The organism is Streptomyces sp. NPDC017529, assembly GCF_044329785.1.
Lineage (GTDB): Bacteria > Actinomycetota > Actinomycetes > Streptomycetales > Streptomycetaceae > Streptomyces.
Window position 1 is genome coordinate 178,162 of sequence record NZ_JBIRJY010000005.1, and the last position, 13,549, is coordinate 191,710.

Genomic DNA, 13,549 nt, shown 5'->3' on the forward strand with positions numbered 1-13,549 from the left:
CGCTGTACGAAATCAACAATCCGTAGAGCGAAGCTATCCGGGCCGAGATCGCAGGTCAACACCCTCCAGGGGCCGGGCCGCCGGGTGCGGCCGGTGGGGAGCGTTCCCCACGGCGCGCGCCGCGCACCGGCGCGCCAGGCACCCCGTTTCATCCCTTTCGGTGCTTCCTCCCCGGTACGGCGGCGGGTCCCGGCCGCCCGTGCATAACATCACCGGCGCGGTGCGGAGGCCGGAAGGCCGGGCGGCCGCACGAGGCGCAGGGGGCCGGATGCCGGAGGACTTCGGGGACGCACTGCGGCGGCTGCGGCGGGAGAAGGAGGTCTCGCTCCGGAGCCTGGCGGAGCTGGTGCACTACAGCAAGGGCTACCTCAGCAAGATCGAGAACGGCGAGAAGCCGCCGACCGCCGACGTCGCCCGCCGCTGCGACGCGGCACTGACCGCGGACGGCGCCCTCGCCCGGCTGCTGGCCGCCCGGGTACCCGGCGACCGCTGCCCGTACCCGGGGCTGGCCAGCTACACGGCCGAGGACGCCCCCTGGTTCTTCGGCCGCGAGCGCGCCACCGCGGCGCTGGTCGGCCGCCTCGCCGAACGCGTGGCCGCGGCCGAGCCGCTGATCGTCGCGGCCCCGTCCGGCGCCGGCAAGTCCTCCCTCCTGCGGGCCGGTCTGCTGCCCGCCCTTCGCTCCGGCGCCCTCCCCGGCTCCCGGTACTGGCCGGCCCGCGTGCTGACGCCCGGGGCACACCCCCTCGCCGAACTCGCCGGGACGCTGGCCGGACTGGCGGAGACGCCGCCGGGCCCGGCGGCGCAGAGCGCGCGCACCACCGCCGGGGAACTGGCCGAGGCGCCCGGCCGGTGCGCGGACGCCGTCCGCGCCGCCCTCGGCCCCGGCCGGCGCCTGGTCCTCGTCGTCGACCAGTTCGAGGAGGTCTTCACCGCCTGCGAGGACTCCCGCGAGCGGCGCGCGTTCGTCACGGCGCTGTGCGCGGCCGCCCGGCACGCCCCGTGCGCGGTGGTCCTCGGCGTACGCGCCGACTTCTACGGCCAGTGCATGGACCACCCCGCGCTCGTGCGGGCCCTGTCCTCCGGCGTGTTCGCGCTGCGGCCGATGTCCGTACCGGAAGTGCGCGCGGCGATCACCCGGCCGGCGCGGGAGGCGGCCCTCGAACTGGAAGCGGGCCTGGAGGAACTGCTCCTGGCGGACCTGGGCATCGGCGAGGACGACGAACCGGCCGCCGGCGCGCTGCCCCTGCTGGCCCACGCCCTGCTCGCCACCTGGCAGCAGCGCACCGGCCGCACCCTCACCGTCGCCGGCTACCGCCTGACCGGCGGCCTGCACGGCGCCGTCGCCACCACCGCCGAGCGGGTGTACGCCGGGCTGGACCCCGCCGAGCGGCACACGGCGCGGCAGGTGCTGCTGCGGCTCGTCCAGGTCGGCGAGATCGCGGGCGAGACGCGCCGCCGCGTGCCGCACGACCGGCTCCTGGACCAGCTGCCGGAGCCGGAGAAGACCGCCGTCGTCGTCGACGTCTTCGTCCGCGCCCGGCTGCTGACCCTCGACGCGGACACGGTGGAGATCGCCCACGAGGCGCTGCTGCGGGCCTGGCCGCGGCTGCGCGGCTGGATCCGCGCCGACCGGGCCGGGCTCGTCGTCCACCAGCGGCTCTCGGAGGCGGCCGGCGCGTGGAAGCGGGAGGGCCGGGACGCGGCGGCGCTGTACCGGGGGACGCGGCTGGCGGTGGCCCGCGAATGGGCCGGGCAGCAGGGGGAGAGCGCCGGGCTCAGCCCGCTGGAGGCGGAGTTCCTGCATGCCTCGCAGGCGGGCGAGGAGGCCGCGGCCCGGTCCGTACGCCGCCGGGTGCGGCGCCGCCGCAGGCTGGCCGGGACCCTTGCCGTGCTGCTCGTCCTCGCCGTGTGCGCGGGGGCGCTGGCGTTCCAGCAGTGGCGCACGGCGGAGGCCGGGCGCCGGGACGCGTACGCCGGCGAACTGGCCGCCCGTTCCGGCCAGGTGGCCACCGGCCAGCCCGAGGCGGCCATACTGCTCGCCGCCGAGGCGTACCGCCTGAACCCCTCCCCCGCCTCCCGCAGCGCGCTGCTCAGCACGCAGGCCCGGCCGTTCGCCGGCCGCCTGACGGGCCATCGAGGGCCGGTCAACGCCGCCGCGTTCAGCCCCGACGGGCGCGTCCTGGCCGGTGGTGGTTCGGACGGCACGGTCCGGCTGTGGGACCCCGGCACCCGCCGCCCGCTGGGCGCGGCCCTCAAGGCGGGCACGGCGCGGGTCCGCGGTGTCGCCTTCAGCCCGGACGGCCGGCTGCTGGCGGCCGGTGACGCGGACGGCGTGGTACGCCTGTGGGGCACCGCCCGCCGCGCCCCGGCCACCGTCGTACCCGGCGGCGGGCCGGGCGGCGAGGTGGCCTTCGCACGGGGCGGCTCCGGCGGGCAGGACGGCGCGGCCCCCCGCGGAACCGCCCGCCACGCCGTCCTCGCCGTCACCGGCCCCGGCGGCAGCGTGCGCCTGTGGGACGCGCCCCGGATGCGGCCGGTCGCGCGCCTGCCAGGGCGCGGGGGCGCCGCGACCGGCAAGGTGGCGTTCAGTCCCGACGGGCGGCTGCTGGCCCGCGGGGACGGCAACGGGCGGCTGCGCGTGTGGCGGCTGCCGCCCGGCCTGACCGCGCCCGGCCCCGGCACCGCGCCCGGCACCACCACCGGCCCCTCCTCCCCCACCGTCCGCGCCGATCGCACCGGACACGGCAACGGCGCGGTGGCGGTGGCGTTCAGCCCCGACAGCGCGACGCTGGCCGTCGGCGGCACGGACCGCACGGTCACGCTGTACGACACCCGCCGGATGGCCGTCACCGGCCGGCTCGGCGGCCACAACGACGACATCAACGCACTGGCGTTCAGCCCCGACGGCGACACCCTCGCGTCCGCGTCCGGCGACGGCTCGGCGCGCCTGTGGGAGGTCGCCACCCGCCGCCCCGTCGCCTCCTTCACCGGGCACAGCGACTACGTGCTCGCCGTCGCCTTCTCCCCCGACGGCCGCACCCTCGCCACCGGCAGCTTCGACCGGACGCTCGCCCTGTGGGACCCGGCCGGCGCCGCGCTGACCGCCCGGCCGGTCTCGGGCCGGTCCGCCGTCGCCTTCGCGCCCGGCGGCCGGCGCCTGGCCACCGCGGGCGCCGACGGCTCGGTCCACCGCTGGGACGTGCCCTCCCGTACCCAGCTGGGCCCGCCCCTGTGGAGCCACCGTGGCCCGGTGAGGGGGCTGGCCTACAGCCGGGACGGGCGGACGTTCGCCACCGCGGGCGCCGACGGGACCGTACGGCTGTGGGACGCGGCGAGCGGCGCCCGCCGGAGCGTGCTGGAAGGCCCGCAGGGCTCGGTGTTCGCGGTCGCCTTCGCGCCTCGCGGGCGGCTGCTGGCGGGGGCGAGCGAGGACGGCACGGTACGGCTGTGGGACGTCGCCCGGCACCGGTCCGCCGTCCTGAACGGGCACGACGACTTCGTCAACGCCGTGGCGTTCAGCCCGGACGGGCGGCTGCTGGCCAGCGCGAGCGACGACCGTACGGTACGGCTGTGGGACGCCGCCACGCACCGCCAGGTCGCCGTGCTGCGCGGGCACACGGGCGCGGTGTGGGCGGTGGCGTTCGGCCCGGACGGACGCACGCTCGCCTCGGCGGGCAACGACCGGACGGTGCGCCTGTGGGACACCCGCGGGCTGCGCGCCGCCGGCGTGCTGCGCGGCCACACGGGCTCGGTGCGCGGCATCGCCTTCCGGCCCAGCGGGCGGCAGTTGGCCACGGTCGGCTTCGACCACACCGTACGGATCTGGGACACGGCCGCCCGCGCGCCGGTCGCCACGCTGACCGGGCACACCGACGCGGTGTGGGCGGTGGCGTACGCGCCGGACGGCAGGACGCTGGCGAGCACCGGCGCGGACGGCACGGTGCGCCTGTGGGACCTGGACGCGGGCCGGGTGGCCGGACGCATCTGCCCGCTGCTGGGCAGGACCGGGCCCGCGCGCTGGCGGGAGGTGCTGCCCGACGTTCCGTACGACCCGCTCTGCGGCCGCTGACGCACGGCGGCACAAGGGCCCCGGTACGCTGCGGGAATAACCCGTGGCGCTTCCGACCGCGCTGGGTGACACTCTCCCGCATGACATGGACCGCACCGCAAGTCGACCGCCGTACCGAGCCCTATGTGGCGGACGAACGCACGATGCTGCAAGGCTGGCTGGACCGGCACCGCGACACCCTGCTGGCCAAGTGCGCGGGCCTCACCCCGGAACAGCTCGTCCAGGCGAGCGCCGAACCGTCGAACCTGACGCTGCTCGGCCTCGTCCAGCACATGGCCGAGGTGGAGCGCAGCTGGTTCCGCCGCCGGGTGGCGGGCCAGAAGGTGGCGCCGCTGCACTGCACCGAGGAGCAGCCGGACGCGGACTTCGAGGTCCTGGACACCGCCACCGCCGAGGCCAGGTTCGCCGAGCTGCGCGCCGAGATCGCCGCCGCCGACCAGGCCGTGGCTCACCGGAGCCTGGACGACACCTTCGAGATGGCGAACGGCGAGACGATCAGCCTGCGGTGGGTGTACGTCCACATGATCGAGGAGTACGCGCGGCACAACGGCCACGCGGACCTGCTGCGCGAACGGATCGACGGCGTCACCGGGGAGTGACGCCCTGCTCGGGGACCCGGTCGACGACCAGCAGCGCCGCGTCGTCCCTCAGCTCGCCTCCCGTATGGCGCAGCAGGTCCGCGCGGAGCCCGTCCACCAGGTCCCCCAGCGGCGCGGCGGCCCGCTCGCCGACCCGCTCGGGGAACGGGAGGCGGCGCCCCGCCGCGTCCCGGGCCTCGCCGAACCCGTCGGTGTGCAGCACCAGCCGCTCCCCCGCGCGGAACGGCAGCGTCTCCACCGCGTGCCCGGCGCCCACCAGCCCGGCCAAGCCGACGGGCGCGCCCGGCCGTTCGGGCGGGCAGGCGCGGACCTGCCCGTCGCGGACCAGCAGGGGCTCCGGGTGTCCGCAGTGGACCACGCGGGCCACCGGACCGGCGGGGATCTCCACCAGCAGCGCGGTGGCGAACCGTTCGGGCGTCTCCTCTCCCGGCAGCCGCGCGATGTGCCGGCACGCGTCGTCCTCCAACCGGCGGGCCACCTCCGCCAACGACTCCTCCTCGTAGGCCGCCTCGCGGAAGGAGCGCAGGAGCACCGCCGACGCCTCCACCGCGAGCAGCCCCTTGGCCCGCACGTCGCCGACGAGAATCCGGACGCCGTACGGGCTGCGCACGGCGTCGTAGAGGTCACCGCCGCTGCGCCTGGTGGTCCGGGCCGCCAGGTAGGTGCCGCGCAGGCGCAGTGCACCGATACGCCCGGGGAGCGGCCGCAGCAGGACCCGTTGCGCGGTCGCGGCGCACGGGCCGTCGCGGTGCGACTCGCGCTCGCGCCGCCGCCGTACCGCGCGCCCGGTCAGGGCCGCGGGTACGGTGACGGCCGATACCACGCACAGCGCCATCACCGGGCCCGCCCCGCACCAGCGCAGCCCCAGTGCGGCGGCGGTCACGGCCACGCAGGCCAGGGCCAGGAGCGGCAGCGGCGCGTACCGGCAGCGCACAGTGTGCTCAGCGGTGCTCTGCGGTGACTGGGACATGGCTGACTTCCCTGGTGGGGACGGTGATTTCAGCGGCCGGGCCGGTACGGCTCCGCCCGCCCGCCACGGCGTCCAGCGCCCGGTCGAGGACCATCAGGAGGCGGCACTCGGCCGTCCGCGCGTCCAGGCCGCCGGGCCGGGCGGCGCACTGCTCGGCGAGTTCGCGCCACACCCGGCGGGTCGCGGGCAGGACGGGGTGCGGGCTGCCGCCACGGCAGCCGCCGACGCACAGCGCCAGGCAGGTCAGCAGCCGCGCGTAGCCGGCGCGGAACTGCCGGTCCCACCCGTCGGCGCCGGGCCCGCCTGCCGGGCCGTGCACCGGTGTCGCCGGGCGTTCGGCGGCGAGCCTGCCGAGCCCGCCGATGATTTCGTCCACCTCGCCCGCCGCGCGCTCCAGGCTCTCCAGGACCTGCCGGTCCAGGTGCCAGACGGTGTGCCGGGCCCGCGCGCGCACGTTCCAGCGCAGGCTTTCGTGTGCCTGGCCGAGGGCGTCGCGGGCCTCCGCGGTCGTTTCCGCGAGGCGGGCGCGCCACCGCGGGTCCAGGACGTCGTCGGGGTTCCCGGCCTCCCGTACGGCGGTGGCCACGCCGCCCAGTACGCCGGCGAGCCGGTCCCGCAGCCGGTCGAGGGCGGCCTCGGCGGCCCGCAGCCGCAGCGGCGGGGGCAGCGCGGCGTTGCAGAGCACCGCCACGGAGATCCCCACCGCGATCTCCAGCATGTGCGGCACGATCTCCCCCGCGCGGCTCGGCCCCAGCAGGAGGACGAACACCGCCGTGATCGGCACGTGCAGGCCGTGCGTGCCGAGGCGCTGGTGCCCGGCGGCCAGCAGGGACAGGAGGAGGACGGCGCTCATGCTCAGCCAGCTCGGGCCGGTGAACACCGCGGCGGGCAGGGCGATCAGCGCGCCGAGCGTGCACCCGGCCGCGTACTGGAGGCCGGCCGTGCAGGACCGGAAGACCGTCGGGTGGACGACGAGCAGCGCGGCGACGGCCGCCGGGGCGGGTTGCGGCTTCTCCCACAGGCCGGCACAGAGCTGCCAGGCCAGCGCCGCCGCCATGCTCGCCCGTACGGCGACCAGCCGGCGGACCGCCCAGGGGCCGTTCCGGACGCGCGCCGCCCCCATGGTTCCTCGCATGTGCGCCCCTCCTTTCCGCGGTCCGAGGACATTCCTTCCGGCGTCGCGGGTGACGGCCGCCGAAATCGTGTGATGTCCGGTGGCGGGCCCGGTTATGCGGGAAGGTGCGGCGAAATCCGCGCCACCAGGACTTCGATGCCTTTCGGCTGCGGCGGGAGGACGGAAGTCCCGTCCCCCGGGGGCCATGTGCCCGCCGCCCGCCGCTGCCGCCGGGGCACATCGACATGCGTCAGGAAGACGACTTCCAGCGAAAGGGACGCGCCATGCGGCTGATCAATTACCAGGTGTTGCGGGACCTCGTGCAGGAACACCAGCGGATTTCCCGCTCCGGTCACGGGCCGGACGGCGGCCCGGAATCCGTACGCCTCGGCGACGTGGCCTACACCCTGGGCGTCTACACCGGCCACCGGGATCCCGCCGCCGCGCTCCGCGAGGCCCGGCGGCTGCTGCGGGCGCACGACGCCGAATACCGCAGGGCGGCCTGACGCGAGACAGGAAAAGGCGCGTGTCCCGCCTCCTGCCGATTCCGGCGGGAGACGGGACACGCGCGTCACGGGGCCCGGTTCAGTTCTCTTCCAGCATTCCCGCACGCAGGCTCGCGAGAATGCGGGCCAGGAGCCGGGACACCTGCATCTGGGAGAGCCCGAGCGCCGTTCCGATCTGCGTCTGGGTCATTTCCTCGCCGAACCGCATGTGCAGAATCCGCCGGTCCCGCTCCTCCAAACCGTCCAGCAGCGGTTTGAGCGCCTGCACGTTCTCCGCCTTTTCCAGGCCGGGATCCTCGTGCCCGAGGCGTGCGGCCACCGCACCACCCGACGGCCGGACGTCGTCCTCCTCCGCCGGGGCGTCCAGGGAATCGGCGGCATACCCGTTGCACGCGTACAGCCCCTCCACGACCTCTTCCCGGTCCAGTTCCAGGTACTGGGCCAGCTCCGCAGGGGTGGGCGCGCGGTTCAGGTCGTGGGCGAGTTTCTCTCCCGCCCTGGCCAGGTCGATACGGAGTTCCTGGAGCCGGCGAGGTACGTGTACCGCCCAGCTGGTGTCCCGGAAGAACCGTTTGATCTCCCCCACGACGTACGGAATGGCGAAGGCGCTGAACCGCACGCCGCGGGCGGGCTCGAACCGGTCGATCGCCTTGATCAGCCCGACGGTACCCACCTGGACCATGTCCTCCATGTCCGCGGCCCGGCCGCGGAACCTGCGGGCCGCGTAGTGGACCAGGGACAGGTTCATCTCGACCAGGCAGTTGCGCGCGTACTGGTGCTCCGGGCCGCCTTCCGGCAACGCGGACAGCCTCTCGAAGAGGACCGGCGTCAGCTCGCGGGCGTCCTGGGGCGTGATCGCTCGCACGTCCGCAGGCCGCGGCAGTCCGGCGGGCGCGGCGCCGGGCAGGGCGTCCGCGGGCGCGTCGGCGACGGATTCGGTCTGGGGCATGGTGCGGGCCTTTCCTTCGGGTTCCGGCACCCCCGGTATGCCCGCCGGAGACCGCGGAACCCGGGACTTACGCCCCGTCCCGAAGGACACAGGACCCGCCGCCGCACACGGCTCAGGGCCCGTACGCGGTGCGCACGGGCCCTGGGGCGCGTCACTCGTCCGGCACGGGTACGACCGTGCCCCGCGGGTCAGCCCTTGCGGGTCTTGACCTCGTCGGTGAGGGCCGGGACGACCTCGAACAGGTCGCCGACCACGCCGTAGTCGACCAGGTCGAAGATCGGCGCCTCGGCGTCCTTGTTGATGGCGACGATGGTCTTCGAGGTCTGCATGCCGGCGCGGTGCTGGATCGCGCCGGAGATGCCCGCCGCGATGTACAGCTGCGGCGAGACGGACTTGCCGGTCTGGCCGACCTGGTTGGTGTGCGGGTACCAGCCGGCGTCCACCGCGGCGCGCGAGGCGCCGACGGCCGCGCCGAGCGAGTCGGCGAGCGCCTCGATGACCGGGAAGTTCTCGGCGCCGTTGACGCCGCGGCCGCCGGAGACCACGATCGCGGCCTCGGTCAGGTCCGGGCGGCCGGTCGACTCGCGCGGCGTACGCGAGACGACCTTGGTGCCCTTGGAGGTCTCGGCCACGGTCACCGCGAGCTGCTCGACCGTACCGGCGGCCGGCGCGGCCTCCGGCGCGGCGGAGTTGGGCTTGACGGTGATGACCGGGGTGCCCTTGGTGATGCGGGACTTGGTGGTGTACGAGGCCGCGAAGACGGACTGCGTGGCCACCGGGCCCTCGTCGCCGGCCTCCAGGTCGACGGCGTCGGTGATGATGCCGGAGCCGATGCGGACCGCGAGGCGGGCGCCGATCTCCTTGCCCTCCGTGGAGGACGGCAGCAGGACGGCGGCCGGGGAGACGGCGTCGTACGCGGCCTGGAGCGCGTCGACCTTCGGCGCGACCAGGTAGTCGGCGAACTCCGGCGCGTCGGCGGCCAGGACCTTCACCGCGCCGTGCTCGGCGAGCGTGGCGGCGGCGGTGTCGGCGCCGGGGCCGAGGTGGACGGCGACCGGCTCGCCGATGCGGCGGGCCAGGGCGAGCAGTTCGAGGGTGGGCTTGCGGACGGCGCCGTCCACGTGGTCGACGTAGACAAGGACTTCAGCCATGGGATTGCTCTCCTGCGGGAAAAGTGAGGGCGGTTGGGCGGACGGGGGTTCCGGGGCTCAGATGAACTTCTGGCCCGCGAGGAACTCGGCGAGCTGCTTGCCGCCCTCGCCCTCGTCCTTGACGATCGTGCCCGCGGTGCGGGCCGGGCGCTCGGCCGCTTCCTCGACCTTGGTCCAGGCGCCCTCCAGGCCGACCTCGTCCGCCTCGATGTCCAGGTCGTCCAGGTCCAGGGACTCCACCGGCTTCTTCTTGGCGGCCATGATGCCCTTGAAGGAGGGGTAACGGGCCTCGCCGGACTGGTCGGTGACCGACACGACGGCCGGCAGCGACGCCTGAAGGTGCTCGGTGGCGGTGTCGCCGTCCCGGCGGCCCTTGACGACGCCGTCCTCGACGGAGACCTCGGACAGCTGGGTCACCTGCGGTACGCCCAGGCGCTCGGCGAGCAGCGCGGGGAGCACGCCCATGGTGCCGTCGGTGGAGGCCATGCCGCAGACGACCAGGTCGTAGCCGGTCTTCTCGATGGCCTTGGCCAGCACGAGGGAGGTGCCGAGCGCGTCGGTGCCATGCAGGTCGTCGTCCTCGACGTGTACGCCCTGGTCGGCGCCCATCGACAGGGCCTTGCGCAGCGCGTCGCTCGCGTCCTCGGGGCCGACGGTCAGGACCGTGATCTCCGCGTCGTCGGCAGCTTCCTTGATCTGCAGGGCCTGCTCGACCGCGTACTCGTCGAGCTCCGAGAGCAGGCCGTCCACGTCGTCGCGGTCGACGGTCAGGTCCTCGGCGAAGTGCCGGTCGCCGGTGGCGTCGGGCACGTACTTCACACAGACAACGATCCTCAGGCTCACGCCGGCTCTCCTACCTGCTTCGAATCTTCAGAACTGCCTTGTGCTGGCAGCATAGGCGCCTGTTGGGGCGGCTTTTCGATCGGATACGTTCCCCGCGCCGACCGAAATATTACTCGCCAGTACATCCACCCCATTCCCCGGAAGCAAGGCCGTTGAACTGTGACGTTGCCAACGGATACGAGAGAGGCCGCAGTCCCGGCGGCACGGAACCGGCGGCCCGCGCGAAGCGTTGAGACGGGCCGGCCGCGCCGCCGGGCACTCAGTCGCGCAGCGCGTTGAAGCGGCCCTGGTGGTAGAGGAGCGGGCGGCTCTGCCCGGCCGGGCCCGGATGCACCGCAGGGTCGCCCTCGACGACCCGGCCGAGCACGATGCGGTGGTCCCCTGCGGGCACCCGGGCCACCACCTCGCAGACCAGCCAGGCCAGCACGCCGTCCAGCACCGGTACGCCGTACGGACCGGAGCGCCAGGAGGTCGGTGCGGCGAAGCGGTCGGCGCCGCTGCGCGCGAAGGTCGCGGCCAGCTCCTGCTGGTGCTCGCCGAGTATGTGGACGCCGATGTGGCCGGCCTCGGAGACCGCGGGCCAGCTGGAGGCGCCGGTGCTGATGCCGAAGGAGACGAGCGGCGGCTCCGCGGCCACCGAGGTCAGAGAGGTGGCGGTGAAACCGGCGGGCCGGGCGCCGGGCGCGGTGATCACCGCGACGCCGGCGGCGTGCTGCCGGAAGACGGAGCGCAGGAGGTCGGGGGCGGCGGCGCGGGAGGTGCCGAGGCCGGTCGGTGCCGTCATGGAGTTGTCCTTCTGCCGTGGTGTGCGGGCCGGGGCGGCACCGTTGCCGGAACCGCCGGAGTCGTCGCTGCTCACGCGCCCGGACAGCACGCGCCGGCGGTGCGCACAAGGTCCACGTACACGCGTCCGCAAAGAAGGAAGCCTGACCGCATGACGTCACCCTGACGACGCGTGCGCGGGGCAGTCAAGCGGCACCCGGTTTCTGGGAGATCAATCACGGACGGCGACCCCCAGAGCGGCGATGACGTCGGCCTTGCGCGGCTGACCGGCCGCGCGGCGCACCACCGCGCCGTCGGCGTCGAGCACCAGCACCGTGGGCGTGCGCCGGATCGCCAGCGTCCGCACCAGGCCGAGATGCGCCTCGGCGTCGATCTCGACGTGGGCGACCCCGTCGACCATGTCCGCCACCTCGGCCAGGGTGCGCCGGGTGGCCCGGCAGGGCTGGCAGAAGGCACTGGAGAACTGGACGAGCGTGGCCCGCTCCCCCAGCTCGGCGCCCACCTCCGCGGCGCCCAGCCGCGTCCCCACGTCCCGCCCTCGCACCGTCAGCCTCCCGTCGCGGCAGGTGCGCAGCACGGTGCGCACCGGAGTCCAGTCGTCGACGGGTACAGCACCCCCGGGGCTTCGATCATTCCCGGCGCGGCCTTCGGCGGGCATTCCCGGTCACGCTCCGGGATACGAGGTGTACCTTCTGCTGCGGGGGGCAACCGCACGAGGTGACCACCACGTGACGAGAATCTCCCGGCAGCAGGAGCCCGCACGGTAGCCGCCGCGGCGCTGATCGGGCACGATCTCCCGAAAGCCGCATACTTACGGCTGCGTAACTTCTTCGCCGGGAGAACCCTCCCCAGGCACAGAAAAGGGGTCCCCCGACATGGCAGAGCTCGTCTATCCGCCCGTCATCGGCGCCGCCCGCACGGTCTTCAAGGCGCTCGACCTCAAGTTCGACATCGCCGGGGCCGACCACATCCCCCGGCGCGGCGGCGCGGTCCTGGTGAGCAACCACATCGGATACCTGGACTTCGTCTTCTGCGGGCTGGCGGCCCGGCCCGCCAAGCGCCTGGTGCGCTTCATGGCCAAGGAATCGGTTTTCCGGCACAAGGTGTCCGGGCCGCTGATGCGCGCCATGAAGCACATCCCGGTGGACCGCGCGCAGGGCGTGCACGCCTACAAGCACGCGCTGAGCGCGCTGCGCGGCGGCGAGATCATCGGGGTCTTCCCGGAGGCGACGATCTCGGAGTCCTTCACGCTGAAGACCTTCAAGTCGGGCGCGGCCCGGCTGGCGCAGGAGGCCGGGGTGCCGCTGCTGCCGATGGCGCTGTGGGGCACCCAGCGCCTGTGGACCAAGGGCCACAAGCGGGACCTGGGCCGCAACCACTTCCCCATCACCATCCGGGTCGGCGAGCCGGTGGAGGCCTCGCCGGACGAGCAGGCCGAGAAGATCACCGACCGGCTGCGCTCCCGCGTACAGGACCTGCTGGAGGCGGCACAGCGCGCCTACCCCGTACGCCCCAAGGGCCCGGACGACACCTGGTGGGTCCCGGCCCACCTCGGCGGCACGGCACCGGCGCCCGGCGCGACGGCCTGATCCCGCGGGGGCTCGCGGCTCAGTCGAAGAGCCGCGGCTCCCCCACCTCGACGCGGGCGCCGGGGCAGGTCTTCTCCAGCGCCTCGGCGAGTTCGGCGGCCGCCGCGGTCAGCTCCGCGACGCTCATCGGCGCCATCCGCTCCAGCAGGAACAGCGCGTTCACCGAGGAGTCGGTCAGCCGCGTCCGCACGCCCTGGCGCCAGTTCCAGCGGCGGCAGGTCACGCCCTCGTCGTCGCACCAGACCACCTCGCCGGGCTCCGGGTGCTCGACGACCTGCTCGCCGCCGGCCGCGGTCGCGAAAGGCTCGGCGCCGGTGGCCCGCACCAGCCGCATGCCGCCCCGGATGCGGTCCAGGTCCTCGCCGCCGACGGGGACGAGGTGCGCCACGCTGACGGCGTTGTAGAGGTCGACGAGGCGGTTGATGCGGGGCAGTCCGCCGTCCGCCAGGGCACGCTTGGCCAGCGCCTCCGCCGAGTTGCGGGTGCGGGACGGCTTGCTGCCGAAGGCGGTGTACGCGGCGCGCCAGGCGGCGATGTGCGGGTCGTCCTGCGGGGCGCGGCCGTCCAGCCGCTCCGCGAGCCGCCGGGCGGCCGCGTCCAGGAGGGCCGAACCGGCCTCGTCGCTGGGCCCGTTGACCAGGCCGTACGCCTCGACGGCGACATAGCCGAAGCCGGGCGCCAGGGCGCGTACCTCGTCGGAGACGTGCAGGGAGAAAGTCATGGTGCGGGTGCCTCGTCATCACGGGTCGGAAGGGTGGCGCGTGGGGTCGCCAGCATTGGAGCACAGCCGGACAAGGTTCAGCAAACAGCACCAGCCGGTTCAGTGCACTGCACCATGTGCGAGTGCGGCGGACACAGCGGTGGGGGGGGGCGGGGGGGGCGCGGGCGCCCGGGGGGCCGGGCGCCCGCCCCCCACCGCGGGTGCCAGCCCCCGCACGGCGCACACCCCCCCCGCCCCCCCCCCGCCCCCGCC

General features: G+C 75.0%; 12 protein-coding genes. 4 read left to right on the plus strand and 8 right to left on the minus strand.

From position 1 onward, the window contains the following. Window positions 1-268: 268 nt before the first annotated feature. Window positions 269-4,072 (plus strand): helix-turn-helix domain-containing protein, encoded by a 3,804-nt coding sequence (locus ACH4K4_RS14590; protein ID WP_398167441.1) that lies wholly within the window; start codon window positions 269-271, stop codon window positions 4,070-4,072. A gap of 80 nt (window positions 4,073-4,152) precedes the next feature. Continuing rightward, window positions 4,153-4,671: a DinB family protein gene (locus ACH4K4_RS14595; protein WP_398167442.1), complete on the plus strand. Its 519-nt coding sequence runs from the start codon at window positions 4,153-4,155 to the stop codon at window positions 4,669-4,671. Here ACH4K4_RS14595 and ACH4K4_RS14600 read toward each other — a convergent pair. Next, the gene (locus ACH4K4_RS14600) at window positions 4,658-5,641 is read right to left on the minus strand and encodes a PP2C family protein-serine/threonine phosphatase (RefSeq protein WP_398167443.1); all 984 of its coding nucleotides are present in this window, start codon (window positions 5,639-5,641) and stop codon (window positions 4,658-4,660) included. The two genes, ACH4K4_RS14595 and ACH4K4_RS14600, sit on opposite strands and share 14 nt — an antisense overlap. Then, the gene (locus ACH4K4_RS14605) at window positions 5,613-6,776 is read right to left on the minus strand and encodes an aromatic acid exporter family protein (protein WP_398167445.1); all 1,164 of its coding nucleotides are present in this window, start codon (window positions 6,774-6,776) and stop codon (window positions 5,613-5,615) included. Before ACH4K4_RS14605 ends, ACH4K4_RS14600 begins: the two co-directional genes overlap by 29 nt. Window positions 6,777-7,039: 263 nt before the next feature. Between ACH4K4_RS14605 and ACH4K4_RS14610 the strand changes: the two genes are divergently transcribed. Further along, window positions 7,040-7,261 carry a DUF5133 domain-containing protein gene (locus tag ACH4K4_RS14610; protein ID WP_398167446.1) on the plus strand — a complete coding sequence of 74 codons (222 nt, stop codon included), beginning with the start codon at window positions 7,040-7,042 and terminating at the stop codon, window positions 7,259-7,261. Between the two features lie 79 nt (window positions 7,262-7,340). Here ACH4K4_RS14610 and ACH4K4_RS14615 read toward each other — a convergent pair whose 3' ends face one another. From ACH4K4_RS14615 to ACH4K4_RS14635, 5 genes are all read right to left on the minus strand, one after another. Then, window positions 7,341-8,210 (minus strand): SigB/SigF/SigG family RNA polymerase sigma factor, encoded by an 870-nt coding sequence (locus ACH4K4_RS14615; protein WP_398167447.1) that lies wholly within the window; start codon window positions 8,208-8,210, stop codon window positions 7,341-7,343. Between the two features lie 188 nt (window positions 8,211-8,398). Further along, complete coding sequence (locus ACH4K4_RS14620; protein WP_398167449.1) at window positions 8,399-9,361, minus strand: electron transfer flavoprotein subunit alpha/FixB family protein; 963 nt, start codon at window positions 9,359-9,361, stop codon at window positions 8,399-8,401. A gap of 57 nt (window positions 9,362-9,418) precedes the next feature. Then, window positions 9,419-10,204 carry an electron transfer flavoprotein subunit beta/FixA family protein gene (locus tag ACH4K4_RS14625; RefSeq protein ID WP_398167450.1) on the minus strand — a complete coding sequence of 262 codons (786 nt, stop codon included), beginning with the start codon at window positions 10,202-10,204 and terminating at the stop codon, window positions 9,419-9,421. 259 nt (window positions 10,205-10,463) lie between these two features. Then, entirely contained in the window at window positions 10,464-10,988 is a 525-nt protein-coding gene (locus tag ACH4K4_RS14630; RefSeq protein ID WP_398168004.1) for a flavin reductase family protein, read from the minus strand. Between the two features lie 210 nt (window positions 10,989-11,198). Beyond that, on the minus strand, window positions 11,199-11,564 hold the full coding sequence (locus tag ACH4K4_RS14635) for a TlpA family protein disulfide reductase (RefSeq protein WP_398167452.1): 366 nt from the start codon (window positions 11,562-11,564) through the stop codon (window positions 11,199-11,201). 298 nt (window positions 11,565-11,862) lie between these two features. Between ACH4K4_RS14635 and ACH4K4_RS14640 the strand changes: the two genes are divergently transcribed. After that, the gene (locus tag ACH4K4_RS14640) at window positions 11,863-12,576 is read left to right on the plus strand and encodes a lysophospholipid acyltransferase family protein (protein ID WP_398024969.1); all 714 of its coding nucleotides are present in this window, start codon (window positions 11,863-11,865) and stop codon (window positions 12,574-12,576) included. Between the two features lie 19 nt (window positions 12,577-12,595). Here ACH4K4_RS14640 and ACH4K4_RS14645 read toward each other — a convergent pair whose 3' ends face one another. Further along, window positions 12,596-13,297 (minus strand): B3/4 domain-containing protein, encoded by a 702-nt coding sequence (locus tag ACH4K4_RS14645; protein WP_398167454.1) that lies wholly within the window; start codon window positions 13,295-13,297, stop codon window positions 12,596-12,598. Window positions 13,298-13,549 lie beyond the last annotated feature (252 nt).

Excerpts from the sequence above, each read along its gene's own strand:
- ACH4K4_RS14645 (WP_398167454.1), bottom strand. The coding sequence starts at position 13,297 with ATGACTTTCTCCCTGCACGTCTCCGACGAGGTACGCGCCCTGGCGCCC.
- ACH4K4_RS14640 (WP_398024969.1), top strand. The coding sequence starts at position 11,863 with ATGGCAGAGCTCGTCTATCCGCCCGTCATCGGCGCCGCCCGCACGGTC.
- ACH4K4_RS14605 (WP_398167445.1), bottom strand. The coding sequence starts at position 6,776 with ATGCGAGGAACCATGGGGGCGGCGCGCGTCCGGAACGGCCCCTGGGCG.
- ACH4K4_RS14630 (WP_398168004.1), bottom strand. The coding sequence starts at position 10,988 with ATGACGGCACCGACCGGCCTCGGCACCTCCCGCGCCGCCGCCCCCGAC.
- ACH4K4_RS14590 (WP_398167441.1), top strand. The coding sequence starts at position 269 with ATGCCGGAGGACTTCGGGGACGCACTGCGGCGGCTGCGGCGGGAGAAG.
- ACH4K4_RS14600 (WP_398167443.1), bottom strand. The coding sequence starts at position 5,641 with ATGTCCCAGTCACCGCAGAGCACCGCTGAGCACACTGTGCGCTGCCGG.
- ACH4K4_RS14615 (WP_398167447.1), bottom strand. The coding sequence starts at position 8,210 with ATGCCCCAGACCGAATCCGTCGCCGACGCGCCCGCGGACGCCCTGCCC.
- ACH4K4_RS14595 (WP_398167442.1), top strand. The coding sequence starts at position 4,153 with ATGACATGGACCGCACCGCAAGTCGACCGCCGTACCGAGCCCTATGTG.
- ACH4K4_RS14610 (WP_398167446.1), top strand. The coding sequence starts at position 7,040 with ATGCGGCTGATCAATTACCAGGTGTTGCGGGACCTCGTGCAGGAACAC.
- ACH4K4_RS14620 (WP_398167449.1), bottom strand. The coding sequence starts at position 9,361 with ATGGCTGAAGTCCTTGTCTACGTCGACCACGTGGACGGCGCCGTCCGC.